The sequence below is a fragment of the Burkholderia sp. MSMB1826 genome (assembly GCF_001526325.1).
Taxonomy (GTDB): Bacteria; Pseudomonadota; Gammaproteobacteria; order Burkholderiales; family Burkholderiaceae; genus Burkholderia.
Map to the genome: position 1 here is coordinate 142,576 of NZ_LOYN01000038.1, position 26,272 is coordinate 168,847.

Annotated in this window: 26 protein-coding genes and 1 pseudogene; 7 read left to right on the forward strand and 20 right to left on the reverse strand. The window is 67.0% G+C overall.

The window, feature by feature from the left end:
• Nucleotides 1–11: 11 nt before the first annotated feature.
• From WS95_RS23040 to WS95_RS23070, 7 genes are all read right to left on the reverse strand, one after another.
• A complete protein-coding gene (locus WS95_RS23040; RefSeq protein WP_059780132.1) occupies nt 12–950 on the reverse strand; it encodes an alpha/beta hydrolase in 939 nt (312 codons plus the stop codon).
• 37 nt (nt 951–987) lie between these two features.
• Entirely contained in the window at nt 988–2,142 is a 1,155-nt protein-coding gene (locus WS95_RS23045; RefSeq protein WP_059826300.1) for an acyl-CoA dehydrogenase family protein, read from the reverse strand.
• A 38-nt stretch (nt 2,143–2,180) separates the two neighbouring features.
• Entirely contained in the window at nt 2,181–3,503 is a 1,323-nt protein-coding gene (locus WS95_RS23050; RefSeq protein WP_059826303.1) for an MFS transporter, read from the reverse strand.
• 10 nt (nt 3,504–3,513) lie between these two features.
• On the reverse strand, nt 3,514–4,566 hold the full coding sequence (locus tag WS95_RS23055; RefSeq protein WP_059826306.1) for a porin: 1,053 nt from the start codon (nt 4,564–4,566) through the stop codon (nt 3,514–3,516).
• A gap of 82 nt (nt 4,567–4,648) precedes the next feature.
• Nucleotides 4,649–5,449: an enoyl-CoA hydratase/isomerase family protein gene (locus WS95_RS23060; protein WP_082746999.1), complete on the reverse strand. Its 801-nt coding sequence runs from the start codon at nt 5,447–5,449 to the stop codon at nt 4,649–4,651.
• Nucleotides 5,446–6,666: a CaiB/BaiF CoA transferase family protein gene (locus WS95_RS23065; RefSeq protein ID WP_059826309.1), complete on the reverse strand. Its 1,221-nt coding sequence runs from the start codon at nt 6,664–6,666 to the stop codon at nt 5,446–5,448. The genes WS95_RS23060 and WS95_RS23065 overlap by 4 nt, the downstream gene beginning before the upstream one ends.
• A gap of 76 nt (nt 6,667–6,742) precedes the next feature.
• The gene (locus tag WS95_RS23070) at nt 6,743–7,525 is read right to left on the reverse strand and encodes a crotonase/enoyl-CoA hydratase family protein (RefSeq protein ID WP_059780127.1); all 783 of its coding nucleotides are present in this window, start codon (nt 7,523–7,525) and stop codon (nt 6,743–6,745) included.
• A gap of 134 nt (nt 7,526–7,659) precedes the next feature.
• Here WS95_RS23070 and WS95_RS23075 point away from each other — a divergent pair, with 134 nt between their 5' ends.
• The 4 genes from WS95_RS23075 to WS95_RS23090 all read left to right on the forward strand — a co-directional run bounded on the left by WS95_RS23075 (nt 7,660) and on the right by WS95_RS23090 (nt 10,281).
• On the forward strand, nt 7,660–8,424 hold the full coding sequence (locus WS95_RS23075) for an IclR family transcriptional regulator (RefSeq protein WP_059780126.1): 765 nt from the start codon (nt 7,660–7,662) through the stop codon (nt 8,422–8,424).
• A gap of 166 nt (nt 8,425–8,590) precedes the next feature.
• Complete coding sequence (locus WS95_RS23080) at nt 8,591–9,643, forward strand: CaiB/BaiF CoA transferase family protein (RefSeq protein ID WP_059826312.1); 1,053 nt, start codon at nt 8,591–8,593, stop codon at nt 9,641–9,643.
• Nucleotides 9,644–9,761: 118 nt separating this feature from the next.
• Nucleotides 9,762–10,010 (forward strand): type II toxin-antitoxin system Phd/YefM family antitoxin, encoded by a 249-nt coding sequence (locus WS95_RS23085; protein WP_034205945.1) that lies wholly within the window; start codon nt 9,762–9,764, stop codon nt 10,008–10,010.
• Nucleotides 10,000–10,281: a type II toxin-antitoxin system RelE family toxin gene (locus WS95_RS23090; protein WP_059780124.1), complete on the forward strand. Its 282-nt coding sequence runs from the start codon at nt 10,000–10,002 to the stop codon at nt 10,279–10,281. The genes WS95_RS23085 and WS95_RS23090 overlap by 11 nt, the downstream gene beginning before the upstream one ends.
• A 56-nt stretch (nt 10,282–10,337) precedes the next feature.
• On the opposite strand, the gene WS95_RS23095 is transcribed toward WS95_RS23090, so the two are convergent.
• Nucleotides 10,338–10,781: a PaaI family thioesterase gene (locus WS95_RS23095; RefSeq protein ID WP_059499490.1), complete on the reverse strand. Its 444-nt coding sequence runs from the start codon at nt 10,779–10,781 to the stop codon at nt 10,338–10,340.
• A 281-nt stretch (nt 10,782–11,062) separates the two neighbouring features.
• Here WS95_RS23095 and WS95_RS23100 point away from each other — a divergent pair, with 281 nt between their 5' ends.
• Nucleotides 11,063–12,682, forward strand: a complete 1,620-nt coding sequence (locus WS95_RS23100; protein ID WP_059826314.1) for a methyl-accepting chemotaxis protein — start codon at nt 11,063–11,065, stop codon at nt 12,680–12,682.
• Here the strand turns inward: WS95_RS23100 and WS95_RS23105 are convergent.
• Complete coding sequence (locus WS95_RS23105) at nt 12,655–13,764, reverse strand: AGE family epimerase/isomerase (RefSeq protein ID WP_059780122.1); 1,110 nt, start codon at nt 13,762–13,764, stop codon at nt 12,655–12,657. The genes WS95_RS23100 and WS95_RS23105 overlap by 28 nt on opposite strands.
• A gap of 114 nt (nt 13,765–13,878) precedes the next feature.
• Here WS95_RS23105 and WS95_RS23110 point away from each other — a divergent pair, with 114 nt between their 5' ends.
• Nucleotides 13,879–14,577, forward strand: a complete 699-nt coding sequence (locus tag WS95_RS23110; RefSeq protein WP_059780121.1) for an MgtC/SapB family protein — start codon at nt 13,879–13,881, stop codon at nt 14,575–14,577.
• A 329-nt stretch (nt 14,578–14,906) separates the two neighbouring features.
• Here the strand turns inward: WS95_RS23110 and WS95_RS23115 are convergent, their stop codons facing one another.
• The 11 genes and pseudogenes from WS95_RS23115 to WS95_RS23160 all read right to left on the reverse strand — a co-directional run bounded on the left by WS95_RS23115 (nt 14,907) and on the right by WS95_RS23160 (nt 24,605).
• The gene (locus WS95_RS23115) at nt 14,907–16,145 is read right to left on the reverse strand and encodes a cation:proton antiporter (RefSeq protein ID WP_059826317.1); all 1,239 of its coding nucleotides are present in this window, start codon (nt 16,143–16,145) and stop codon (nt 14,907–14,909) included.
• A 67-nt stretch (nt 16,146–16,212) separates the two neighbouring features.
• Entirely contained in the window at nt 16,213–17,469 is a 1,257-nt protein-coding gene (locus tag WS95_RS23120; RefSeq protein ID WP_082747000.1) for a benzoate/H(+) symporter BenE family transporter, read from the reverse strand.
• Nucleotides 17,470–17,517: 48 nt separating this feature from the next.
• The gene (locus WS95_RS23125) at nt 17,518–18,282 is read right to left on the reverse strand and encodes a thioesterase II family protein (RefSeq protein WP_179950225.1); all 765 of its coding nucleotides are present in this window, start codon (nt 18,280–18,282) and stop codon (nt 17,518–17,520) included.
• Nucleotides 18,283–18,295: 13 nt separating this feature from the next.
• Nucleotides 18,296–18,727: a VOC family protein gene (locus WS95_RS23130; protein WP_059780117.1), complete on the reverse strand. Its 432-nt coding sequence runs from the start codon at nt 18,725–18,727 to the stop codon at nt 18,296–18,298.
• A 38-nt stretch (nt 18,728–18,765) separates the two neighbouring features.
• Nucleotides 18,766–19,707 carry a chlorinating enzyme gene (locus tag WS95_RS23135; RefSeq protein WP_059826326.1) on the reverse strand — a complete coding sequence of 314 codons (942 nt, stop codon included), beginning with the start codon at nt 19,705–19,707 and terminating at the stop codon, nt 18,766–18,768.
• 7 nt (nt 19,708–19,714) lie between these two features.
• Nucleotides 19,715–21,325 carry a non-ribosomal peptide synthetase gene (locus tag WS95_RS23140; protein ID WP_082747002.1) on the reverse strand — a complete coding sequence of 537 codons (1,611 nt, stop codon included), beginning with the start codon at nt 21,323–21,325 and terminating at the stop codon, nt 19,715–19,717.
• Between the two features lie 15 nt (nt 21,326–21,340).
• The gene (locus tag WS95_RS35125) at nt 21,341–21,511 is read right to left on the reverse strand and encodes a hypothetical protein (protein ID WP_156444569.1); all 171 of its coding nucleotides are present in this window, start codon (nt 21,509–21,511) and stop codon (nt 21,341–21,343) included.
• Nucleotides 21,508–22,383 (reverse strand): alpha/beta fold hydrolase, encoded by an 876-nt coding sequence (locus tag WS95_RS23145; protein ID WP_156444570.1) that lies wholly within the window; start codon nt 22,381–22,383, stop codon nt 21,508–21,510. The genes WS95_RS35125 and WS95_RS23145 overlap by 4 nt, the downstream gene beginning before the upstream one ends.
• A 17-nt stretch (nt 22,384–22,400) precedes the next feature.
• On the reverse strand, nt 22,401–22,661 hold the full coding sequence (locus tag WS95_RS23150) for an acyl carrier protein (protein WP_159086670.1): 261 nt from the start codon (nt 22,659–22,661) through the stop codon (nt 22,401–22,403).
• Between the two features lie 74 nt (nt 22,662–22,735).
• Nucleotides 22,736–23,540: pseudogene (locus WS95_RS36050) on the reverse strand (hypothetical protein).
• A gap of 51 nt (nt 23,541–23,591) precedes the next feature.
• On the reverse strand, nt 23,592–24,605 hold the full coding sequence (locus WS95_RS23160; RefSeq protein ID WP_059780111.1) for a methyltransferase domain-containing protein: 1,014 nt from the start codon (nt 24,603–24,605) through the stop codon (nt 23,592–23,594).
• Nucleotides 24,606–24,830: 225 nt separating this feature from the next.
• On the opposite strand from WS95_RS23160, the gene WS95_RS23165 reads away from it, so the two are divergent.
• Nucleotides 24,831–26,270, forward strand: coding sequence for an aminotransferase-like domain-containing protein (locus WS95_RS23165; RefSeq protein WP_063890177.1), 1,440 nt, complete (start codon nt 24,831–24,833; stop codon nt 26,268–26,270).
• Nucleotides 26,271–26,272: the final 2 nt, after the last annotated feature.

The following is a 26,272-nucleotide window of genomic DNA, read 5'->3' on the forward strand; positions in this document are numbered from 1 at the left end:
CGTCGTTTTCGTCAGCCGTGCAGGAAGCGGCGCAGCGCGTCGTGGCTCAGGCGGCGTGCCGTTTCCGAGATGCGCGCGCCGGGCACGATGTCGAACCCGTGTACGCCGCCGGGCAGCACGTGCAGCTCGGTCGGCACGCCCGCGCGGAGCAGGCGCTGCGCGTAGTCGAGATTCTCGTCGAGGAACAGGTCCAGCGAGCCGACCGACAGGAACGTGGGCGGCAGGCCGTCGAGCCGCGTGGCGCGCGCGGCCGCCGCGTACGGCGACACGCCGTCGATGCCCGGCGCATGACCGAGCAGCGCGGTCCAGCCGAACCGGTTGTTGGCCGCATGCCAGATGAATTCGCCGGCATGCGGATGCGGCGTGCGCGTGCAGGTGCGATCGTCGAGCATCGGATAGATCAGGTGCTGGAACGCGAGCGGGAATTCGCCGCGGTCGCGCGCCAGCAGCGCCAGCGCGGCGGCGAGCCCGCCGCCCGCGCTTTCGCCGGCCACGCCGATCCGCGCGGCGTCGAGGCCGAGCGTGTCGGCGTGACCGAACACCCACGCGAGCGCCGCATAGCAGTCCTCGATCGCGCCGGGAAACACGGTTTCCGGCGCGAGGCGGTAGTCGACCGAGATCAGCGCGCAGCCGAGCTGCGTCACGAGCGATCGGTGCACCGCTTCGAGATCCTTCGCCGCGCCGCGCACGAAGCCGCCGCCGTGCAGGTGGACGATCGCCGGCAGCGGGCGCGCGTGGCCGTCGGGCAGATAGACGAGGACCGGGACGTCCGGCGCGCCGGCGGGGCCGGGCACCGTGCGGCGTTCGAGCGTGCTGCCGGCCAGGTCGGGCGGCGGCAGCGGCAGCACGCGCCGGCGCGACTGCGCGAGGTTGTCGGCGTCGAGCGTGACGGTCGGCCAGGTCTCGAGCAGCGGGCGGATTTCGGGATCGACGAGATGCAGGGTCTTCAATGCAGGCTCCATCGTGGAAGTGGGCGGCGCGCCGCGGTCACAGCACGCTACGTGCGACGACCCAGCGGTGCACCTCAGTCGGGCCTTCGAAGATGCGCATCAGTCGCGCCTCGGTGGCCATCTGCTGCAACGGCATTTCCTTCGTCATGCCCATCGCGCCGAGCGTCTGCATCGCATGATCGATGACGGTCCACGCCATTTCGGTCGCGAACACCTTGACCATCGAGATCTGCGTGCGGGCATCCTGCCCGGCATCCACGCGCGCGGCCGCTTCGTAGGTCATCAGGCGGCATGCGTGGATCTGCGTGAGCGCGTCGGCGACCCACCACTGGACCGCCTGACGCTCCGCGAGCGGCACGCCGAAGGTCGTGCGCTGCTTCGCATGGTCGCACAGCAGCGCCACCGCGCGCTCGGCGCGGCCGATGCACCATGCGGCCATCTCCAGCCGCCGGTTCGCGAGCCGGGCCTGCATCGGCGCGAAGCCGGCGCCTTCCCTGCCCAGCAGTTGCGCCGCGGGAATGCGGCAGTCTTCGAGCACGATCTCGTAGGTCGACAGCCCGCCGATCATCGGAATCCGGCGCTCGATGACGAAGCCCGGCGTGCCGCGATCGACGATGAACGCCGACATGCCGCCGCGCTTGCCCTTGTTGCGATCGGTCAGCGCCATCACGATCGTCCAGTCGGCTTCGGCCGCGTGGCTGATCCAGATCTTCCGGCCGTTCAGCACCCAGCCGTCGCCGTCGCGCACGGCCGTCGTCGACAGCGCGCCCGGATCGGAGCCGGCGCCGGGCTCGGAGATCGCCATCGCCGCACGCGTGGCGCCGCGTGCGTACGGTTCGAGATAGCGCGTGCGTTGCGCATCGTCGGCCGCGTCGCACAGCATTCGCAGGTTCGGCGAATCGGGCGGCAGGATGTACGGGGTGACGGTCGTGCCGATCGCCTCGTTCACGCCGACCATCGCGACGGCCGGCAGATCCGAGCCGCCCGCGTCGAGCGGTGCGTCGAGTCCCCACAGGCCGAGTTGCCGGGAGCGCGCGTCGAGGTGCGCGCGCTCGTCGGCGAGCAGCCCGAAGCGTTGGCCGTCGGCCTCGCGCGCCATCGCCGCCGCTTCGAGCGGAATCAGCTCGTCCTTCACGAAACGTGCGACGAGGTCGCGGATCATCCGGTGTTCGAGTTCGAGTTCGAAATTCATCAGAGTGGGTCCGTACAGGGGAGGAAGAAGTCGCGCCGTCAGCTGGCGTTCGCGTGCGCCGCCGCGCGGGCGCGCAGCGTGCCGAGCAAGGCGAGCGCGCCGGCCGCCAGCAGCGCGGCATTGAAATAGAGCCCGCTGCGCATCGACCCGGTGGCCGTGTTGAGCACGCCCATCAGGAACGGGCTCGCGAACCCGCCGATCGCGCCGGTCATCGTGATCGCCGCGATCGCGACGGCCATCGCGCGCTTGGGCAGCGCGAGCCCCGGCAGCACCCAGAACGCGGGCAGCGCCGCGGCGTGCGTGGCGACCGCGATGCACAGCGCGATCATCAGATGCGACGTGCCGGCGCTGGTCGCGAGAGCGGCGAGCGCCGCCGCGCACGCGAGCATCGCGACGGCGCCGTGCTTGCGCCATTCGCGCCGGCGCTCGGTGCGCCAGCCCATCGCGAGCATGCCGACGATGCCGCACAGATACGGGAGCGCGGACAGCAGCCCGATCTGCATCGCGCCATGCAGGCCGCCGCGATGCAGGATCACGGGCATCCAGAACACGAGCGCGTAGCCGGCGGCCGCGATCGCGAAATTGGCCGCGCACAGCAGCCAGAAATCGCGATGCGCGAGCAACGGCCGCGCCGCGTGCGCGGCCGGCGTACCGGCTTCGGCCTGCGCATGCGCGGCGCGCAGCGCGGCCTTGTCGGCGTCGGACAGCCAGCGTGCGTCGTCCGGCCGGTCGTCGAGAAAGCGCAGCGCGACGAGGCCGAGCGCGCTGCTCGGCAGCCCTTCCACGACGAACAGCCATTGCCAGCCGCTCAGGCCGGCCACGCCGTCGAAGTACGACAGGATCGCGCCCGACACGGGGCCGGCGATCAGCCCCGCGAGGTACAGCGCGGTCATGAACAGCGCGAACGCCTTCGCGCGTTGCCGCGGCGGATACCACGCGCCGAGATAGAACAGGATGCCGGGGAAGAAGCCGGCCTCGAACACGCCCAGCAGGAAGCGGCACGCGTAGAACTGCGCGGGCGTCGCGACGAACATCGTCGCGGCCGAGCCGAGGCCCCACAGCACCATGATCCGGGCGATCGTCCGGCGCGCGCCGATCCGCGCGAGCCACGCGTTGCTCGGAATCTCGAACGCCATGTAGCCGATGAAGAAGATGCCCGCGCCGAGCCCGTAGACGGCGTCGGAGAAGTGCAGTTCGGCGGCCATCTGCGCGTGCGCGAAGCCGATGTTGATGCGGTCGATGAACGACAGCGTGTAGCAGAGGATCAGGAACGGCAGCAGCCGACGCGAGATCCGGCGGTAGAGCGCCTGTGGCGCGCCGTCGTCGACGGCGCTCGCGCGGGTCGAAAGGGTCGGGGTCATGGGCACTCCGTCAGAAGCGGTGGGCGATGCCGAGCGCGAACACCTGCTCGGTGCCGCCCGGATGCGGTTGCAGACCGGCGACGACGGTGTTGCGGGCGTCGCCGCCGTTCTTCATGTAGAGATAGCGTGCGTAGAGCGACGTCCGCTTCGACAGCGGATGGTCGTAGCCGACGCCGAGCGCGGTCGCATCGTTCGCCGAGCCCTTCACGTCGCGGCGCACGAGCGACACCAGCATGCGATCGAGGGCGCCGACGTCGATCGACGCGCCGACACTCGCGGTCGAGAACGCCGGCAGCCGCGCCGCCGTGCCGACGCCGTACAGGAACGCGGCGTACAGCTTGACCCGCGCGAACGCGTAATTGGCCGCGAACACGTAGTGGCGGGTCGTCGACGGGGCGACGACGGGCGCCAGGCTGCCGGCCGACGTATCGCCCTGGAAGCCGGCGCCGACGTAGAGGCCGCCGATCCGGTACTGAAGCCCGGCGCCGTAGTTGCGTCCGGCCTGCGTCGATAGCGCATTCGGCGTCGGAAAGCCGTACGTGGCCATCACGCGCAGGCCGTTCCAGTCGGGGCTCAGATACGACGCTGCCTGGTTGAAGCGCGGAATCGGCGGGGTCGTGTTGCTCGTGATCGTGTCGGTCGACGTCGCGAGCAGCGCGAGCGGCGACATCCGTTCGTTGAGCCCGAACGGATCGCCGTCGTACACGACGTAGAACGCGGGCGTGTATTGCCGGCCGAGCCGCAGGTCGCCGTAGCGCGTGTTCCGCAGCGACACGTACGCCTGTCGGTAGAACAGCGTACCGCCCTGGAACGATCCGTCGACCGGCGAGAAGCCGCTTTCCAAAACGAATTTCGTCGACGTGCCGCCGCCGAGATCCTCGACGCCCGTCAGTCCGAAGCGGCTCGTCGACGAGCCGCCGCCGCTTTGCCGCACGCTCGACAGGCTGCCGATGCGATCGAATTCGACGTAGCTGTCGACGATCCCGTACAGCGTGACCGACGACGCGTGCGCCGACGTGGCGCACAGCACGCACGCGCCGACCAGGAATGCTTTCCGTTGCATGAAGGTGTCTCCGTCCATGTTTTTGGGGCGCGCCCGCGTTCTGGGAGCGGTGCGCGCTGGGGGCCGCGGTGCCGTGCCGGGCTCAGCGTCCCTTGAACACCGGCTTGCGCTTTTCGAGAAACGCGCGGGCGCCCTCGATCCGGTCCTCGCTCGCGTAGACGTCGGGGCCGACGTCCAGCCGCAGCGCGGCGGCCACCGGCAGCCCCTGGCTGCGCGTCGCGGTTTCCTTGATGCGGCGGATCGTGAGCGGCGCGTTCGCGGCGATCGTCAGCGCCAGTTCGCGCACGGTGTCGTCGAGCGCGGCGCCGGGCACGACGCGGTTCAGCAGGCCGGCGCGCCGCGCTTCGTCCGCATCGAAGCGGCGGCCCGTGAACAGCAGCTCCATCGCGATCGCGCGCGGCAACATGCGCGGCAGCAGCACGCTCGCGAAGTTCGCGCCCATGCCGACCCGCGCTTCGGGCAGCGCGAAGGTCGCGTGATCGGCGGCGATTCGCAGATCGCACGCGAGGGCGATTTCGCAGCCGCCGCCGATGGCGTAGCCGTTGATGGCCGCGATGGTCGGCTTGCGCAGCTCCAGGATCAGCTCGTGCACGTTGCGCGTGAGCCCGCGCATCGGCTGCATCCCGCGTATTTCGGGATCGCCGAGGTCGACGCCGGCACTGAACGCGCGTTCGCCCGCGCCGCGGATCACGATGACGCGAATCGACGGGTTGTCGTCGAGCGTGACGAGTTCTTCGCACAGGCGACGGATCGCTTCGGCGGACAGTGCATTGGCGACGTGCGGGCGATGGATCGTCAGCCACGCGATGCCGTCGGCGTCGTCGCGCAGGATCGACGGGGCATCGTCGCCGGTCGGCGAGGAGTACGAGCGCGCGGTGGTCATGACGCGCTCCCGGCGGCGTCCGCCCGCGTGTCGTGCAGCACGCCCGCCCGCCGCAACGCGTCGCGGCGCGCCGCATCGATCCCGAATGCGTCGAGCACGGCGTCGGTGTCGGCGGCGAACGGCCGGGGCGGCCGGCGGATCGCGCCGGGCGTGCGGGACAGCTTGGCGGGGATGCCCGCGCCGGTGTACGTATCGGTATCGACGAACATCGCGTTGCGCGCCGCCTGCGGATGGCCGAACGCGTCGGCCACGGTGTTGACCGGCCCCGTCGCGACGCCGGCGTGCAGCAGTCGCTCGACGACGTCGTCGGCATGCAGTTCGGCGGTCAACCGGCCGAGCAGCGTGTCGAGCGCCTCGCGATGCGCGACGCGCTGTGCATTGGTCGCGAAGCGCGGGTCGCGCGCCAGCTCGGGCACGCCGAGGGCCTCGACGAGCCGCGCGAACGTACGGTTGTTGCCGGCGCCGGTCGCGACCGGCTTGTCCTTGCACGGATAGACGCCGTACGGCGCGATCGCGCCGTACACGTTGCCGGTCGCGACGGGCACGTCGCCGGTCGCCATCCAGCTCGTGCTGACCGGATGCAGCATCGACAGCGCGGTGCTGAACAAGTCGATGTCGACGTGTTGCCCCAGGCCGGAGCGCGTCCGCTCGACGAGCGCGATCAGGATGGTGGAGACGGCGCTCAGGCCGGCCGCGTAATCGACGACCGGAAACGGCACCTTGAGCGGCATGCCGCCCGGCTCGCCGTTGATCGACATGAAACCGGCGAGGCCCTGCGCGACGGCGTCGTAGCCCGGAAACCGCGCGAGCGGGCCGTCGGTGCCGTATCCGGAGATCGAGCAGTGGACGAGGCGCGGAAAGCGCGCGCGCAGGCAGTCTTCGTAGCCGATGCCCCAGCGTTCGAGCGTGCCCTGCTTGAAGTTGTCGATCAGCACGTCGGCCGTTTCGAGCATGCGTAACAGCACGTCGCGCCCGTCGGGATGCGACAGGTCGAGCGCGAGATTGCGCTTGTTGCGGTTGAGACCCCAGTAGTAGCTGGAGATGCCGCTCGGCATCGCCGGCCCCCAGTCGCGCGTTTCGTCGCCTTGCGGCGGCTCGATCTTGACGACGTCCGCGCCGTGGTCGGCGAGCGTCTGTGCGCAGAACGGCCCCGCATAGACGCGGCTCAGGTCCACCACGCGCACGCCTGCGAGTGCGCCCTCGTTGTTGCTGGTCATGACGATGTCTCCTTCGTTGTGGATTCGACGGGCCGGCCGGCACGCGCCGGCTGCACGGCCGCGATGCGTCGCGGGTTCAGCCGCGCGCGGCGAACAGCGCGTTCACCGCCGCGCGATGTTCGGGGCTGGCGTGCGCGAACGCCTGGTACGACGCCGACAGGTCGAGCAGCGAGTCGAGGCTCGCGTGGCGGCCTTCGCGCAGCAGCCGCTTGGTCAGGCGCAGCGCGGTGCCGGAATGACGGGCGATGCGGCCGGCCAGTTCGTGCGCATGCGCGAGGAGCTCGCCATCGGGCACGACGCGCGACACGAGCCCGCAGCGCAGTGCGGCCTGCGCGTCCAGCGCGTCGCCGGTGAACGACATTTCCGCGGCGACCGCGGCGCCGACGATCCGCGGCAGGAACCACGCGCCGCCGTCGCCCGGCACGAGGCCGAGCGCGATGAAACTTTCCGCGAAGCGTGCGCGCTCGGCGGCGATGCGGATGTCGCACATGCACGCGAGATCGGTGCCGGCGCCGATGGCCGGGCCGTTGACCGCCGCGATGGCCGGCACTTCGAGGTGCTGGAATGCGTGCGCGAGCCGCTGGATGCCGCGGCGATAGCCGGTGCGGATCGCGGCGGGATCGTGCGGCCCCGCTTCCGCGAACGCGCGCATCGCCTTCACGTTGCCGCCCGACGAGAACGTCGTGCCGGCGCCGGTCAGGATCAGCACGCGGATCGATTCGTCGCGGTTCGCTTCGTCGCAGCAGTCGGTCAGCGCGTCGATCGCGTCGGTGTCCGAAATGGCGTTGCGGGTGTCGGGACGGCTCATCGTGACGGTCAGGATCGCGCCCTGCCGTTCACGGATCAAAAAGGCTGCCATGGTGTCTCCGTGTGTTCGGTGCCGCGGGGCTTCACGCCGCGGGCCGAAGCCTAGTATCGTCACGACGGTTGGCGGCGGGAAATTCCGTTCCACATACGTGGAAGGTCCGTGCCGGTCGCTGCGGAGAGGGCGGGATGAGCGGAAACGTGGTCAAGAGCGCGGCGCGCGTGTTCGAGGTGCTGGAACTCTTCAGCACCTTGCAGCGGCCGCTGAGCGTGCGCGAGATCGCCACGCGCTGCGGGTATCCGGGGTCGAGCGCGGCGGCGCTGCTGACCAGCATGAAGACGCTCGGCTACCTCGCGTACGACGACGCGACGCACGTGTATGCGCCTACCGCGCGGCTCGTCAATCTCGGCGAAGCGCTGGTCGATTCGGCGGCCGGCAGCCGGCGGCACTGGCATGCCGTCGCGAAGCGGGTGGCGGCGCGCACGCACGAGGCGGTCGTGATCGCGGTGCAGAGCGACCTGTACGTGCAGTACATCGATGCGGTCGAAGGCTCGCACTCGATTCCGGTGCAGTTCTATGCGCCGATCGGCACGCGTCGCGAGATCTGCATGTCGGGACTCGGCTGGGCGCTGCTGAGCATTCAGCCGGACAGTACGATCCGCCGGCTCGTGTCGCGCAGCATCCGCCGGATCGGGAAGTCGGGCAGGACGATCGACGAGGACGTCGTGCTCGACAAGGTCGAACAGACCCGCCGGCTCGGTTATTCCTATTCGGCGCACACCGTCACGCAGGGCGCCGCGATGATCTCGATGGTGATCGCGGACGGCTGGAACGGATTGCCGCTGGCGATGGGCGTGGCCGGGCCCGTCGAGCGGATCGACCCGCATCGGGACGCGATCGTGCGCGCGATGCGGGCGGCGCTGGCCGGGCGCGCGGGCGACGGGCTTCGCTAGGGCGCGTTCACGCCTCTCTGTTCGGAGAAATTCGTTCGGGGGGCCAGCGCAAGCCCGTGATTACCGTGATCAGGCCCTGGCCGCGCGAAGCCGGCGCGTGCATGCATTCGCATAGAATCGGAACGTTTCGCCGTTCCTGTCCCGGCTGCATTTCAGCGAGGTCGCCATGCCATTGAACGCGCCGCTTTCCGGCATCCACATCGTCGAGTTCGAGGGCCTTGGCCCCGGCCCGCTCGCGGGCTGGATGCTCGCCGGTATGGGTGCACGCATCACGCTGGTCGCACGCCCGTCCGGCCGCACGAGCGCGCCGGACGCGCTACAGGCCCGCGATGGCGACCTGCTGCGCGAAGGCAAGACGATCGTCGAACTCGACCTGAAGACGCCGGCCGGGCGTGACGCCGCGCTCGATCTGGTCGCGCAGGCCGATGCGTTGATCGAAGGGCTGCGGCCCGGTGTGATGGAGCGGCTCGGCCTCGGGCCCGACGCTTGCGCGCGCCGCCATCCGACACTCGTCTACGGACGCATGACGGGCTGGGGCCAGCACGGCCCGCTCGCGGCCGCGGCCGGGCACGACCTGAATTACGTCGCGCTGACCGGCCTGCTGTCGCTGTCCGCGCCGCGCGACGGCCGGCCGGGCGTGCCGCCGACCGTCGTCGGCGATGCGGGCGGCGCGCTCGGGCTCGCGTTCGGGATCGTCTGCGCGTTGCTCGACGTGCGCGGCGGCGGGCCGGGGCGCGTGGTCGACGGCGCGATCGTCGACATCGTATCGATGCTCGGGTCGCTGGCGCTGTGGGCACGCGCGAGCGGGCAGCTCGACGGCGCGCAGCCGAGCCTGTTCCACGATGCGCCGTTCTACGACGTGTATCGCTGCGCGGACGGCAAATGCGTGACGATCGGCGCGCTCGAGCCGCCGTTCTACGCGCTGCTGATTGAACGGCTCGGGCTGACCGACGTCGATCCCGCGTCGCAGTACGACCGGACGCGCTGGCCCGCGCTGAAGGCGCGTTTCGCGCAGGTGTTCGCCGGGCAGCCGTCTGCGCACTGGCGCGCGCTGCTCGAAGGCACCGACGCGTGTTTCGCGCCGGTGCTGAGCGTGGCCGACGCGGCCGTGCATCCGCACAACGCGGCGCGCGGGATCTATCGGACGGACGAGCACGGCAACGTCCGGGCGCGGGTGGCGCCGCGGTTTATGCCGCTGGCGGGGGACGGGGCCGAGTAGGGGTATCAAACTTCACGGGTCGAGAGCGAATTCGGTACCGCCTGTTTGGCACCAAATATCACGCTAAATATAGTGTCAAATAAAGTACAATGTAAATTCGATCGAAAAAGGAGCAGACATGCCCCATACCATCCTGGCTAGCGTGACGGCGAGCGTCTCGGAGCTGAAGCGGAACCCGATGGGAACCGTGGCGGCGGGAGAGGGGTTCCCGGTCGCGATCCTGAATCACAACGAACCCGCGTTCTATTGCATTCCGGCGAAGACATGGGAGGCGATGGTCGAACGTCTCGAAGATATCGAAGACAACGTGCTGGCCGACTCGCGCGCCAAGGAGAAAGCCGTCAAGGTCAAGTTGAATGACCTTTGAGCTCGCCTTTCTCGAACCTGCGTTGAAGGAGTGGAGGAAGCTCGATCGCACCATTCGCGATCAGTTCAAGGCCAGACTCGTCGAACGGCTCGAGAACCCTCGCATTCCTTCGGCGAAGCTGCACGGTCATCCGGACCGCTACAAGATCAAGCTGCGCAGTATCGGCTATCGCCTCGTGTACGAAGTGCGCGATGCGGAAGTCGTCGTACTGGTAGTCGCGGTGGGGCGTCGCGAGCGCGATGCGGTCTATCTCGCCGCGATGAAGCGCTAGCGCGACACGCGCTGCGTGTTCGGCGTTCTCTCATTGACCTCGCGACGGGCGTCGTCTCACGCCGTTTCCTCCGGCCTGTCCGGCACCTTTCCGTCGCCGACGCGATTGATCGTGCCTTGCGCGATCGCGACGAGCCGCTCGTGATCGCCGTCGATGACGAACACGTGACACTGACAGGTCGCCTGGTGCCGGCCCGCGTAGACGAGCTTCGCGCGGGCGACCAGCGTGCCGTTCACGGCCGGCCGCAGGTAGTTGATCTTGTATTCGGCGGTGATCACGCGCGGACCGAGCACGAGCGCGCCGGCGAACGTCAGCGCATTGTCCGCGAGATAGCTGATGACGCCGCCGTGCACGAAGCCGTGCTGCTGCCGCAGTTCCTCGCGTACGGGCAGACACAGCGACACTTCGTTGTCGCCGATATGCATCAGCTCCGTGCCCAGCAGCATGCTGAACGGTTGCGCGCGCAATGCGCCGCGCGCGTGGTCCGTGATGTCGGTCATCGAACTTCCTTCCAAATGAGTGCCCGCTTGCGCTGAACTCTAGGAAGGGGGCTGCGGATAAGCAAGGAAATTCGTTCGCGTTTCGGGCAAATTCCGGTGCGATGCGACGCGATTATTGCGCCGAATACCCAAGATCTTCCGCGTTTGCGGGCGATTCGACGCGAATGCGCGTGCGAAGCGCGCGATTGACCTGCGTTGCCGGCAATCCGCCTAAAGTCCGACGAAGAAATGCCGCTAATGCCGGGGCATTGCCTCATCGTCTGCTCTCCAGGAAATCCTCCATGTTCGGAAAAATCAAGCTCGCGTCGGGTCTGCTCGGCGTGTTGACCGTGTTCTGTCTCTTCCTGTTCGCGATCGAAGCGCTCGGCTTCTGGACGCTCGCGTCGACGCGCAGCGGCGTCGACGATCTGTCGAACGTCGCGATCGCGCAGGTCGACGCGGCCAGCCGGGCGACCGAGCAACTGCTCGACGCACGCATCAACCTGTCGCGTGCCGGCACGCGGATGGTGCGCGGCGGCCCGAAGCCCGAAGACATCATCCGCCACGCGGGCGCGTCGCTCGCGGAAGCGGACAAGGCGTTCGCCGTGCTGACGGCCGCGCAGCCGGTCGACGACACCAACCGCGCACGCGTCGCGGCGCTCGCCGAACGCTATCGTGCGCTGCGCGGCGCACTGGGCGAACTCGTGCAGTTCCTCGACGCCGACAACATCCAGGCGTTCCTCGACCAGCCGACCCAGGGCTTCCAGGACGCGTACATCGCCGAACTGCATCGCTTCACCGACTATGGCGGCACCTCGAGCCGCGCGGCGCTCGACACCATCGACGGCGGCATGCTGTGGTTCAAGTCGGTCGGCATCGTGCTGCTGGTGGCGATGCTCGCGGCGAGCGTCGCGATCTACGCGGCCGCGCGGCGCGCGGTCGTCGCGCCGCTGGAGCAGGCCGGCCGTCATTTCGAGCGGATCGCGCAGGGCCGTCTCGACGAAGCCGTGCAGGCGGGCGGCGTGTTCGAGATCGACCGGATGCTGCGCGGCCTCGCCGCGATGCAGACGAGCATCGCGGGCACCGTGCGCACGGTGCGCCACGCGTCCGATGCGATCCACCTCGGCGCGGGCGAGATCGCGGGCGGCAACGCCGACCTGTCGGCGCGTACGGGCACGCAGGCCGCATCGCTCGAGGAAACCGCCGCGAGCATGGAGGAACTGACCGCGACCGTCCGGCAGAACACCGACAGCGCTCGTGCGGCGAGCGCGCTGGCCGACGCGGCGCTCGAAGCCACGAGCCATGGCGGCGGCGTGGTCGACAGCGTGATCGACCGGATGCGCGGCATCGCGCAGAGCTCGGGGCGGATCGCGGAAATCATCTCGGTGATCGACGGCATCGCGTTCCAGACCAACATCCTCGCGCTGAACGCGGCGGTCGAGGCCGCACGGGCCGGCGAACAGGGGCGCGGCTTCGCGGTGGTCGCGGGCGAAGTGCGCTCGCTCGCCCAGCGCAGCGCGCAATCGGCGAAGGAGATCAAGGCGCTGATCGAGGATTCGGTCGCGCAGATCAACGGCGGAGCGGAACTCGTCGAGCGCGCCGGCGATGCGATGCGCTCGGTGTCGGCGTCGATCACGCGGGTCGTGCAGACGATGGCGGAGATCACGGCGGCGTCGGTCGAGCAGAGCGTCGGGATCGAGCAGGTCAACCAGGCCGTCACGCAGATGGATCAGCTCACGCAGCAGAACGCGGCGCTGGTCGAGGAAGTCGCGGCCGCCGCCGCATCGCTGAACGACCAGACCGCACACCTGATGCAGGCGGTGTCGGTGTTCGAGCTGGGCGACGGACGCGCCGCACCGGGCGGCCGCGCGGCGCCGTCGTTCGCCGCGACGGGCTACGAACCGGCCGGCAGCGCCGCGTAGGCGGTCGCGAGGTGGTAGGGCGTCGTCGACGGCATGTCGGCGCGCGACACCTGGCCCTCCGCCGTCTTGCACTCGAACCAGCCGCGCGGATGCAGGAAGCGCGCGGCGAACCGCTCGATCTGGCGCGCGAGCGGCGCCGAGGCCGGCGTGCCGCCGTGCGTCGCGAGCGCGCGCAGGTATTCGGTCTGCGCCCAGATCCGCTGCGTGCCGTCGATGCATGCGCCCTGCGCGTCGAGCGCCGCGCACACGCCGCCCGTCCGCGGATCGACGCCGTATTGCTCGGCGAACGCGAACGCGCGCGACAGCGCGGCGGGAAGTCCGGTCTGCGCGAGCCGCGCGCCGGCCGCGTCGACCAGATAGAACCATTCGAACTGATGGCCGGGCTCGAAACGGTTGTCGGCCGCCCCGAGCGGCAACTCGGCCACGCAGCCGGTCGCCGCATCGACGAACGTGCGCTCGACGGCCTGCGCGGTGCGCGCGAGCGCATCGTCGAACGCCGGGTCGCCGAACGCGTCGGCGGCCGCGAGCCACGCTTCGGTCAGATGCATCAGCGGATTCTGCAGCGCGCCGCTGTCGGATGACGAGAAATCGGCGTGGCGCGCGGCATCGAGCAACGCGTCGCCGTGGCGCGGCGCGAAGCGATCCTGGATCAGCGCGGCGGTTTCTTCCGCCACCGTGCGTGCGGCGGCGTCGCGCGACGCCGCATGCCATGCGGCGCACGCGAACACGACGAACGCGTGCGTATAGAGATCCTTGGTCGTATCGAGCGGCGCGCCCTGCGCGTCGACGCTGTAGATCCAGCCGCCATGACGCGGGTCGCGAAAGTGCCGGCACAGCGCGTCGAACAGCGTGGCCGCGTGCGCCGGGTCGCCGGCCCGCGCGAACACGAACAGTTGCCTCGCGCACGCCATTGCGCGATAACGGGTCACGGGCAGCGGCGCGTGGGTGGCCGGATCCACGGCCTCGAACGGCAGGTGCAATGCCGGGTCGAACCCTGAACCCCGCCAGATCGGCAAGACGACGTGCGCGAAATGGTGGCGCAGTTGGGCGGCCTGGGCGGAAGCGGAGTCGGAAACGGACATGGCGGGGTTGAGCGCTTGGATCGAAAACGTGTCGGCGCGGCCCGGGAATCGGCGCGGCCGGGGCCAAGGATAAAACATTCCGCGCGGCCGGCACCAAAAAAGGAGAGAAATCGGATGCTCAACAACCTGGAACTCGTGATGCGGCTCGTGCTCGCGGCGGCGCTCGGCAGCGTCATCGGCTTCGAGCGCGAGCGCCTGTCGTGGGCGGCCGGCCTGCGCACGCACATGCTCGTGTGCGTCGGTTCGACGCTGATCATGATCGTGTCGGCGTTCGGTTTCGCCGACGTGCTCGGCACCAGCGACCACGTCGTGCTCGATCCGTCGCGGATCGCCGCGCAGGTCGTGTCGGGCATCGGCTTCCTCGGCGCGGGCTCGATCCTGCTGCGCGGCGAGATCGTGCGCGGGCTGACGACGGCCGCGAGCCTGTGGTCGGTCGCCGCGATCGGCCTTGCGGTGGGGGGCGGGCTCTATGTCGCGTCGGTGTCGGCGACGATCATCATCCTGATCATTCTGGCCGGCATCAAGCCGCTGGAGCGGCGCTATTTCACGGTGCGTCAACGGCGCCAGCTTGCGTTGACGGTTGCGAGCGGCACGCTGACGTTCGATTCGCTGCACGCGGCGCTCGGCCCCGACAGTGCGCGCGTGAAGCAGTTCATCGTGCAGCGTGCCGACGACACGGGCGAGCAGGACGAGGTGCGCATCGCGCTCGCGCGGGTGTCGGAACTCGAATACAAGGCGATCTGCGACAAGCTGCGCGCGCTGCCGGGCGTCACGCGCTTCGAGAAAGGAAGCGGGCTGTCCGGCGATGAATAGGCACATCGGTGCTGCCTGCTGGATCGGTTGAACCAGTGACGAGGCATGCGACGATGGCTGGTCACCGATTCCGTTCGGCATCGATTTTGCGCGTGGGCCTGCCATCCGATATGACCTGCTAAATCGTTTCAATGAGGCCAATGAACTCAATGTGTTGGTGATGGCTTGGGCTCATCCTGTACCGATTTATCGAGTAACACGATATGGCAGGGTCAAACCGGAAGTACCGTCGCGCGTATCGAACGACCCTTTCTCCAGTTATGGGATTCCCCCTGTCGTTCCCGTGATGCCAAACTATTTTCATTGTTTCAGGGTTCGAGCCCGAGCGATCAGGCACCCGAACCCGACGCGCGGGTTGCGATGCGTGCGTGGTTGCGCGTCGCGAACCGAACGACGGGCGCTGTCATAGCGGTCGTCAGCAGTGCGAACACGACGAACATCGCGTAGACGGAAGGGGGCAGGATGCCGAGCTGGCGTCCAACCGACAGAACGATCAACTCCATCAATCCTCGCGTGTTCATCAATATGCCGACGATTGCCGCATCGTTGGAGGCCAGTCCGCCCAAGCGAGCGCCGAGGTAGGCGCCCCCGAACTTGCCGACGAAGCCGGCGATGAAGAAGCAACAGAACGGTAGCCACAAAGCAGTGCCGGCCGCGAATGAAATCGACGTCTGCGTACCGGCGTATGAGAAGAATAGCGGCACGAGCGCGAGGTGCCCGAACTCGCCGATCGTCCGCTGCCAGTGTTCGCGTAGGTCGGGTACCGAGCGCAGCAACAGGCCGGGCAACAGCGCGCCGATGGCCGCATGAAAGCCGAGACGATCGGTGGCCCATGAGGACAACGCGATGCAGCACAGCGAGAGTGTCAGCAATGCACGCGTTTGCCGCGCCGTCGACAGCTTGCGCGCAAACGGCAAGACTGCAGCGCGCGCGACGATGACGCAGGCGACGGCATAGCCCGAGAACGCGAGCAGCTGGCCGGCCCAGCCGATGCCATTTCCGACGTGCGCCATGCCCGCCACGACGATGAGTGCGGACCATCCGGCCATGTCCGTCAGAAGTGCCGCTGTCATCGCAGTTCGGGCGGCAAGATGGCTGTCGAGCGCGAGATCCCGGATGATGCGCGCCAAGACTGGCACCGCGGACACAGCCAGCGCGATACCGCAGAACAACGCATAAGGCATCGCGGACGAAGCTGGCGGCGACAGTGGCGCGATCCAGAGGGCGACGCCGATACCCGCAAGGAACGGCATGGCGAAGCCGAGCAGTGCGACCCTGCCGGGCAGGGCCAGCATCGCGCGAGGGCGGCCGTGCGGTAGCTGGAGATGCATGCCGGTCTCGAACATCAGCAGGAGCAGACCGAGCTCGCTAAACCCGGCGAGTGTAGCCGCCGTGCCGGCACCGAACAACGCCGCGTGCAGGCCGGGGGCGAATGCGCCGAGTATCGAAGGGCTGAGCAGCAGGCCCGCAGCAATCTCGCCGATGACTTCGCATTGGCCAACGCGTACCGCAATCATGCCGCACAGTCGGCAGGCGGCGACGATGACGACGAACTGGATCAGCCACATGATGGAAGATGCGTCATATCCGAATTCGAGGGTCGCGTCCGCGAGGTGCGAGGATGTCGTGCCGGCATCACCCCTCCTTGTTCCGTGCTGGGGCGCTGTGACGGGACCGGTCCGGACTCGCGGTTCCACTCGTGTGCGGTGTGATCGCCGGCCGTGCGGGATTCCACGCGTGCAGACAGATCAGGCCTGCGAGCAGCGACCAGAACGCGGCGTCGATACCGAACCACTCGACGCCAGATGCGGCCACGACGAAGGTGACGAGCGCGGGTTCACGCGCATCGCCAGACGAGAACGCCGCCGACAGCGAGCTCGACAGGATGCCGAATAGCGCGACGCCCGCGATCGCAGCGAGAACGGACGACGGAAGTATCGCAATCACCGTGACGATGACGCCGCCGAGCAGTGCGACGACGAGATACCACGCACCGGCGGCAACGGCGGCGAGGTAACGGCGCGATGGCTCTGGCAGCGCGTCGGGGCCGGTGCAGATCGCTGCCGTGATCGACGACAGGCAGATCATGAATGCCCCGAACGGAGCGAGCATCACGGTCATGAGCCCGGTTCCGCCGACCAGCGTAGCCGACGGGGGAGCGTAGCCGGCCGCCTTCAGTACCGCGACGCCGGGAAGATTTTGCGACGCCATGGTCACGATGTAGAGCGGGATCGCGATGCCGATGCAGGCCGCAATGTCGAGACGAGGTGCGATCGGCACGAGGGCCGGCCACGAAACGTCAATCGAGTGCGATGCCCCGTGTGGCGCGAGGCTCGCGGCGATCAGCCCGGCAAGCAGGCACGCCGGCACGGCTGCGCGGGGACGCAGTCGCTTGAACAGCAGATAGCACACGAGAATCGGTGCGACCAGTACGAGGTCATCGTGCAACGACGCGAATACACCGATGCCGAACTTGAGCAGAATGCCTGCGAGCATCGCTGAGGCAAGCGGTGCCGGCAGCGCATCGGACAAACGCGTGAACATGCCGGTTGCGGCGGTCAGCACGACTAGGGCGCCGGCTGCGATGAACGCTGCGATCAGCTCAGGCGGGGCGTAGTGGCCGGCGGACGTCGCAAGTAGTACCGCGCCAGGCGTCGACCACGCTGTGACTACCGGCGTTCGGTACCGGACCGAGAACGCGATGCTCGTCACACCCATCCCGATGCAGAGCGCGGTGAGCCACGACACGATCTGTGCAGGCGCCGCATGCGCGCTGGTCGCGGCGCTGACGACGACGGCGATCGAACTGCTGATGCCGACGAGTACGGCGATGCCTCCCGATGCGACAGCGGGCAGCACGGCATTGAAACGGGAGGCGAAGGTCGGTGGCATGAGGGTTCGGATGGAGAGGGTTCGGGAGGGCGAGCGCGACGTGAGCGATCACGGCGATACGATCGAATCGAACACGGTCGCGAGCTCCGAGCGGAGCAGCGCGAGAAAGCAAGCGGTGTTCTGATATGGAAAAAAATGCCCGCCGTCGACCCATACGTTGCGGAATTCGCGACGCGTATAGCGGCGCCAGGCTTCGACCTCGGCAGCGTCCACGAGCGAATCATGCCGGCCGTTGACGACCGTGATCGGGATGTCGAGCGGTTCGATGCTACGACCGATCGTGGCGTGGTTGAGGTGGTAGTCGGCTCGAATGCGCGGCAGGAAGGCCGCCAGATGGAGGGGCTCCGCAGCGAGCGGTGCCGGCACGCCGCCCATCCGGATCAGTTCCGTCACGAAGGCATCGTCTTCGAGTGACAGCATGTCGACCGGATAGCGCGCGTGCGGAGGCAGTCGTCCGCTCAGAATCAACTTGAGCGGCATGCGCGCATGGGCGTTCGTTCGGCACAGCGCAGCGGCCAGTTCAACGGCGAGCGCCGCGCCCAGGCTGTGCCCGACGAACACGCTTGGCAACGGTGACAACGCGTTCAGGTCCGTGACGAGGGCGTCGATGAGCGGATCGAGCGATACGGTGCTGGGCAGGTGTGCACGCGTCTCGCGCCCGGGGAGGCACAAGGCCCATGATTCGATCTCCGGCGGTAGCTGTTCAAGCCATCCGCGACAGGCCGATGGGCCGCCTCCGCCATGAGGAAAGTAGACGAGCCGCAGATACGGTGCCGTCCCGGCCGCGAGCTTGACGAAGCTGGAATCGTTCAATGTGCCCTCCAGGCTAGTCGCTACCGGTGATCTCGAACAAGCCGAGATGATCGTGATACATGTGGTTTGCATGGAATCTGCGGTGTAGCGGTGTCGCCGGATACGGAATCGTCGCCGGCGACGACACCGACAGCGCACCGGCTGCGAGCAATGCCTCGCGGGTCGCGCCGAAGGTGCCGGTCCTGAACGCAGCGTGATAGAGCACGGTCGATGCATGCGCCAGCAATCGACTCACGCTGCTGGTCGGCGACGCCGGTTCGACGATTTCGACGATATCGCCGCGTGGCGACATCATTTTCGAGATCGATACGCCGAAGCGTTCGAGCGGCTGCTTGTAGACGACCGTACTGAACCCAAGCATCTCGAGCAGGCGAATCGTCGCATCGGCGTCGCGCGTCGCGTACGCGATGTGGTCGCAGCCGCAAAGCGGACCAGCTTCGTTCATGGATCGTTTCTCCTGCATGATCGGAGCGCGACGTCGGCTCAGGATGCGACCGGCTCGGCACGGCCGACCGGAAAGGGCGTGCCGGCGAGATTCACGCGGGCGACGCGATTGCCGTGCTGCTGGTTGCGACCGGCAACTTCCACGACGCCGAATCGGTCGAGACTGTACTCTCCGCCGAATTCCTTCACGAAGTCGGTATCGGGATAGACTTTCACCCGGCCCGGGACATAGCGCGCGACGTAGCCGATACGCGTCTTATCGGCGGTGACGTTCGGCTTCGACGCATGCATCAACATCGAACGGAATATCACGAATTGGCCGGCATTCATCACCATCGGGATCGCCTGCGATTCGTCGGGTTTCCAGTCGCGGTCCTTCTGCAATACCCGATAGTCGTAGCCGTTGAAGCCGCGCTTGACGCCGTCTTTCACCACGTTGGTGTTGAGTTGTGGATCGAACTGCATGCCGATCGATTCGTCGTAGTTCATCTGCCGGTGCGTGCCGGGGATGAACAGCATGCAGCCGTTCGCCTCGGTCACGTCGGTAAACGCGGTCCATACATTGATCGCCCCGCCGAAAGGCTCGTCCTTCGGCCACACGAGTTGCGGTTCGCCGGATGCGTGGCCGAATGTATCTGCCTGGTGCCAGTCGGTCCCTTCCGCACCCGGATACTTTGGGATGAATTCGCTGCGCCAGCACAGTACGTCCGGGCCGAGGATGCCAACGAGCCGATCGACGATCTCGGCGCGGCACACATGGGCGCTCAGCGCGTCCAGATCCAGATGGCGATCGTAGTTCGCGATTGCGCTGTCGAGCGGCGCGTCATAAGGTGCGAAACGCCGCTGGAACAATTGTCCGCGCAATGCTGCATACAGTGTCTTGGCCTGATCCGGTTCGTACAGCGTGAAGGGCCCCAGATAGCCATCGCGGTCAAATTGCTGGATTTCTTCGCGGGTGAGGCTGAAGTTGCCGGTAGTCATGGAGCACCTATGTGGAGGGTTGGAAGCGGTCCAGCAGTCGGGATGCGTAAACGTCCGCCCAGTCGAGCGGTGTGCGCGCTGCGACGAGCGCTGTCATCGGCACCGAACAGTCCAGCGTGCGATCGATATCGATCTGGACGCTCACGGCGGTGAGCGACGATGCGCCTCGATCGAATACGTTGTCGTGCCATTCGAGGCCAGGTGCATCGAGATGTTTGCGCCAGCTGTCGAGGACGCAGCCGAGGCGGGCGGGAGCGTCGGTTGCGGTAGCGTCGGTAGCGGCATCGTCGACCGATGCTTCCGGCCCTGTGTACGATGCGGCGAGCCGCGCTCTGTCGACTTTGCCGTTCGGCGTAAGCGGCAACGTATCGACGGCAACGATCGCGGACGGGACCATGTAGGTGGGCAGCGCACGTTCCAGTGCGTTCCTGACCGACACGGCTGTCGCGCCGGACTCGGGCGCCAGCTTCACGTGTGCAACGAGATGGCGGTTCGACGCGTGCGTGCCGTGCAGCGTGACCACCGAACCGGTCACTCCGGCAACCGCGTTGATGCGAGACTCGATTTCCTCGGGTTCGATGCGAAAGCCGCGCAACTTGACCTGATTGTCGATGCGACCGACAAAGTACAAATGTCCGTCGTCATCGGTCCGGACCAGATCGCCGGTCCGATAGAAACGCTTCGGTGGCCGTTGCGTATCGTCGATTTCGAACGCGTGTGCGTTGAGCGCGTCCTGACCGAAATAGCCGCGCGACAGGCCCGTGCCGCTGACGAGCAAATGGCCGATACGCGTGTCGCTCGACGCATCGTCGGCGACGATCCGGATCTCGGTGCCGGCAATCGGTCGGCCGATGGGGATCGGATCGGTTACGACGGCGCCGGGCTCGATCAGGTGGCACGTCGTGTAGACCGTGTTCTCGGTTGGGCCATACCCGTTGACGACCGATGTCGATGGGCAGGCGGCGAGTACGCGGCGTACCGGGCCTGCGTACAGCGATTCTCCACCGGTCAGTACGACTCGAACGCCTCGAAAGCATGCGGGCATCAGGTCGGCGATCAGATGAAACAGCCCTGTCGTGACGAGCAGGACGGTGATCCGCTCGTCGCGCACCGCGCGCGCAAAGGCAGCCAGATCGAAGGTATCGGCCGTGTGCACGACGAGTGTTGCGCCATTGAGTAGCGGCGCCCAGATTTCGAAGGTGGATGCATCAAACGACAGGTTCGAATGATGGAGGATCCGATCGTCCGACGTGACGGCCAGATAATGCTGCGGCGTGACGAGTCGCGTAATGCCCTGGCGGGGAATGACGACACCCTTGGGTTTTCCCGTCGTGCCGGACGTATACAGGATGCAGGCGTCCTCGGCGTACACCCTTGGCGGCGAGGTATGCGCGCATGGCGATGCGGCCAGCGTATCGAACGCGATCGTGCGGCCGGGAAGCGCGCGACGTGAGGCCACGGGGACGCGTGCGACGATCGTCGCTGCCGGCGCGGCAGCCTCCGCGAGCAACCTGAGCCGAGCCTCGGGCAGCGTCGGGTCGAGCGGCACGTAGACGCCTCCCGCCTTGAGCGTTGCAATTGCAGAGACGATGAACGCGCGGCCGCGCGGCAGGCAGATCCCGAACCGTCGGTTTTACGGTGTCAGGCACGGTGCGATCCGCTGTGCGATCGCGTCGGTTTCGCGATCGAGCGCGGCATAGGTCAGAGCGCCTTCGGCGTCGCTGATCGCGATCGCCGAAGGTTGCCGTGCAACCACGGCCGCATATTGCTCGACGATATCCGGGAAGACGAGGAGGGGCGTCATGACGGCGCTCCACAGCAGTCCGTAACGTTACAGTCGGTGAGAAAATCCACGACGGCATCGACCACGGTCGGATTCGCGTGCGGGAAGTCGTGATGCTCACCGGCTGCGGCGAGCGTCAGGCATCCGGCGGGCAGCAAGTTGGCGATCGTCTGCGCGGCGGCAGCCGCGGCGACGCGGTCGGTCCGCGCGGCATATACCAGGGTGGGCACCGCGATGCGGGAAGCAAGGCGTCGCGTGTCGATGTGCTGCAATGCCGCGAGCGTCAGCGCATACCTATGCAGTACCGCCACACTGCGGAACGGATAGCGCAATGCCTGCTCGAATGCGGGCGCATCGTCGCGCACGCGCTGACTGTCCATGCAAAGCCGATACAGCTCCGGCACGGCGTCCGGGCCGGCGGCGAGCTGCGCCACGAGCCGTCGCATGTCGCGTTCGTACTGCGTTTGCGGCGCGACGTCCGGCGGAAGGAAGTAGGCACCGCTGACGAGTGCCAGTCGCGTGACCAGACGCGGACGAGCGACGGCGAGACGCATCGCGAGCGGCGCGCTTGCGCAGTAGCCGATGCAGCACAGGCCCTCCATCGGCCAACCGTAGCGGTCGAGTAGGCCGATGCAATCGCCGACATGCATATCGCTTTCGCAGGCGACGGACGGGAGGCCATTCCGCGGTGGCGATCCGGCAATGCAACGTAGCTCCCATGACAGCACGTTGAAACGCTCGCCGAGCGTCGCGAGCGCCGAATCGAGCAGCCGGGGGCTTGCGCCGGGCGGCGGCATGACGACGAGATTGGGGCGCTGCGGTTCGCGACGAGTGCGGGTTGTATGCGTTCGCGTGCCGTCGGGCAGAGTGACGCAATCGTGGAGCAGGTCCATGAAGCGTTGGCGACGTGTCAAGCCGACGCGGCCGCACGGCTGCCGGCGGTCGCTTCGGATTCCGCGCAGCAGCGTGCGAGCCCGGCGATGGTCGGGGCGGCGAAGAAGGTCTCGAGTTCGATCCGCACGTTATGCTGCTTTTGCAGGGCGAGCACGAGATTGACCGCGCTCAGAGAGTCGCCGCCTATCGCGAAGAAGTTTTCGTCATCGCCGATCGGGCGACCGAATATATCGGCCCACAATACTCGAATATCTTGGATGTTTTTTGAATCGGCCACGGTACGCATCCTGTCGAATGAGGAACACGGAGCTCGCGTTGCGAGCGAGCCCGTCGGTCGTCGATACGGCGGGGTCACGCTGCCGCGCGCAGACCTCCAGCCCCGAGCAGTGCGGAGTCGAGCAGATCCCAAAGCGACGCTAGCGAATCGAGAAACTCACGCGCACCTGCTCGGACGAGCGCTTCGTTGTCGGGCGACAGCACCGAACCGACTGCGTCGATTGCGTTTTGCTCGTGGAACGCTTCCGCACCGGCTTCGCCGTAATGCTCTTTCAGGTAGTGCATCTCCTGCTCGTCGAGCGACGCGTTGTAGAGTCCCGAGTCGACGAGGCATTTCTTCTCGCCCGGGATCAGGTGGCGATTCGAGATGATCTCGAGCGCGAGCGTCGTGCCGAGGCTCTGGTAGATCGACGTGCTATCGGTGAGCTTGCGTCGATCGAACACGGCACGTGCCCTGCGCGTCTGGGGCATCAGGCCGGTTTCGCGGTCGTAACCGGGCAACGCACCGAGGATCTGGTCCGAGTAGCGTTTGAGTTGCCCCTCGATTGCTTGCTGATCCTTGAGGTCCGAAAAAAACGGTATCGCCCGCAGCGCGATTCAGGATGTGGCCGGCCATCGTCGCGAGTTCAGGACCGTGATCCTCCTCGCTCTCCACGATTTCCTGAAGCAGCGAACTTTCTTCCGACAGCCCAATCTCACGCAAGCCGTCCGGCAGGTTCCATCCCGGGCGCGTCGCATCGCAGAAGCTGCGGACGTGATGAAACAACGCACCGATCACTTCCTTCGGTGGCTGCATGGCAGCCCAATGGTCGAAGATGGGATGGCTGTAGCAGCGATGGGATTTGATTTCGTCGACGAGTTCGGAAATTGCCATGGCGATAAGCTCCTCGGAGCGTGAGTGAGTTGGGCTGGCGGGCGACCGCGTATTGCGTTAACGCGGCGGATGGGCGCGCAGGATGCGTCCACCGGAGATGCCGAGCGGGCTGACGTCGACGCGCATGTAACCCGCGCGCCCGAGTTTGTGGCGCCATTCATCGGTCGTCATCAGCTTGCGGCGCATGAAATGGTTGTGCAGGAACGTGAAGGCAGTCGAGAACGCGCCTTCGTCGTCAGGGTCGGCGAACGGGACGGCATCGACGATCAGCAGCGTCGCTGCCGGTGCGTGATGGACGAACGTGTTCAGCAGCCGATCCAGTATCGGTTCGTCTTGCGGCATCAGATCGTGGAAGACGAAACCACCATGTATCAGTTCTGCGCCGTGCAGCGGCGTCGGATCGTCGACGAGGCTCTGAATCGGGGCGTGAACGACCGACAGCCGCCCGTCCAGCCCTTCCGCCGCGATCAGTTCGCGTGCACGGCGGCAGGCCTTTTCGCTGAGATCGATGCCTATGCCTGTCGCGCCCGGCAGCCGCCGCAGGCAGCGCATCAGTAGCCCGCACGTGCCTGCGCCAAGATCGACGATCTTGCGCGGCGCGGTTTCCACGAGTGCCGCCTCTGCGTGAGGGTAGAAATCAGTTTCGCCCATCCAGCGCGATGTGCGCGCGACGTGTTCGCCGTCGCGCACGTGCGTGCTTTCGGCGACATCGTAATCGGCAGCGAAGCGCGCCGCGTTCGCAACGAGCGGCGCGCATGACATCAGGCCCCACAGTAAGTAGCCCGCGTTGTTGATTTCCTGCCGCAATGCCGGGGCGGCCTGGTATGTGAAGCCGCCGGACCCGTCGTTTGACTCGGAGACAAGGTGGAGATGACTGAGCGCGGACAGATAGGCGCCGGCAAGTTCGGCGTTCGGGCAGCTCGGATTCACGAGATCGGTGGCTCGGAGCTGCGTGCCGCCGCGCACGAGCAGCGGCAGGATGCCGAGGTTCTCGCCGATTTCGAGCAAGATGGCCTTGCCGGTGAGATCTTGTGCGACGGCGCTGCTGACGGACGATCGTTGTACGGACATGAACGGGGGCCTCGTATTTCGTGCAGGTGGAATCCGGCGGCGTAAACGCCACTCACGCATCGGTCGCATGTCGATGAACGTGACTGTCACGTGGTTCAGCTTGGTGCTGGCCGAATCGAATAGGTGGCGAATTGATTTTTGAATGCATCGTCGATGAAAGCCATGTACAGTGATTCGGGGCCTGAGACGAACTGTTATGCAACGCGACCTAACAGAGTCTGAATCATGAAAATTCAATTTGACGATGGCGCGAGAACACCACTTTCAGAACAAATCGCGAGCACGATCGAACGCATGATCGCTGAGCGGCGGCTCATGTCGGGCAGCAAGCTGCCGTCGATTCGGCGGCTCGCCGCACAATCGGGTGTCAGCCTCTTTCCGGTCGTCGAGGCATACGATCGACTGGTGTCGCGCGGTCTTGTTTGCTCGCGCCCGGGCGTCGGCTATTTCGTCGTCGAAGGCGCGATTCCCGCACTTGATCTCGCCGAACGCGGGGTTCTCCGCGCGCAAATCGACGAGCGATCGCGCTCGATTCAGCGGTTCAATTTACCGGGCGACACGCTGAAACTCGGGAGCGGTGTCATCCCCGAGCCGTGGCGGGACATTGACGGGCTCTCGGCGGCGATTCGCCAGGTCGTGCGAGACGCGGGCGGCAGTCTCGTCGATTACGGGACGCCGCTCGGAAATCCGCAATTGCGAGCGGCATTGTTGCAGCAGGCGGCGCGTTTCGGAATCGATGCGACGATGCCCGAGATTATGCTGACAGCGGGCATCAGTCATGGGCTCGATCTGGTCGTGCGCTGCTTCGTACAACGCGGCGATACCGTGCTCGTCGACGATCCGGGCTATTTCAATCTATTCAATTTGTTGCGAATGCAGGGCGTGCATGTCGTGGGGGTGCCGCGCCTGCCCAACGGGCCGGATCTCGCCTGCCTCGAAACGCTCGTGAAGACGCACCGGCCCACGTTCTATTTCGTCAACACGGTGCTGCACAATCCAACCGGCTCCACGATCGATCCGCGGGTTTGCATGCGATTGCTGTTCCTGGCCGAGACGTACGACCTGAGGATCGTCGAGGACGACGTTCACGCCGATCTCGAATTCGAACCGAGCGATCGCCTGGCAAAGCTGGGCGGACGCGAACGTGTCATCCACGTCGGTGGATTGTCGAAGTTGCTGTCGTCGTCACTGCGTATCGGTTACGTGATCGCGTCATCCGCCGTGATCGACATGCTCGCCGACGTCAAGGCTCACACGATGGTCGGGTGCTCTCCTTTTGCCGAGGCGGTTGTCTACGAGTGGTTTCGGCGGGGCGGGCACCGGCGGCACACGGAGCGTTTGCGCGCACGCCTGCACGCGGCGATGCACGACACGATGCGTGAGCTCGAGGCTTCAGGCTGGGAGTTGTTTGTGCGCCCGAAAGGCGGCTCGCTGCTGTGGGCGCGGCTGCCCGGTATCGACGATTCAGCAGAGCTTGCGGCGAACGCCGAATATCACGGCGTCACGATCGCGCCGGGGAGTTATTACCACGTCGACAACAACGTGTCTCCGTGGCTGAGGATCAATGTCGCGTATGCGCGGGACAGACGCGCGCTGTCGTTCCTGCAGGATTCGTATGCACGCGACCGCCCTGGGGCGGTTGCAGCGAAGCGCGAGGCGTCCTGACA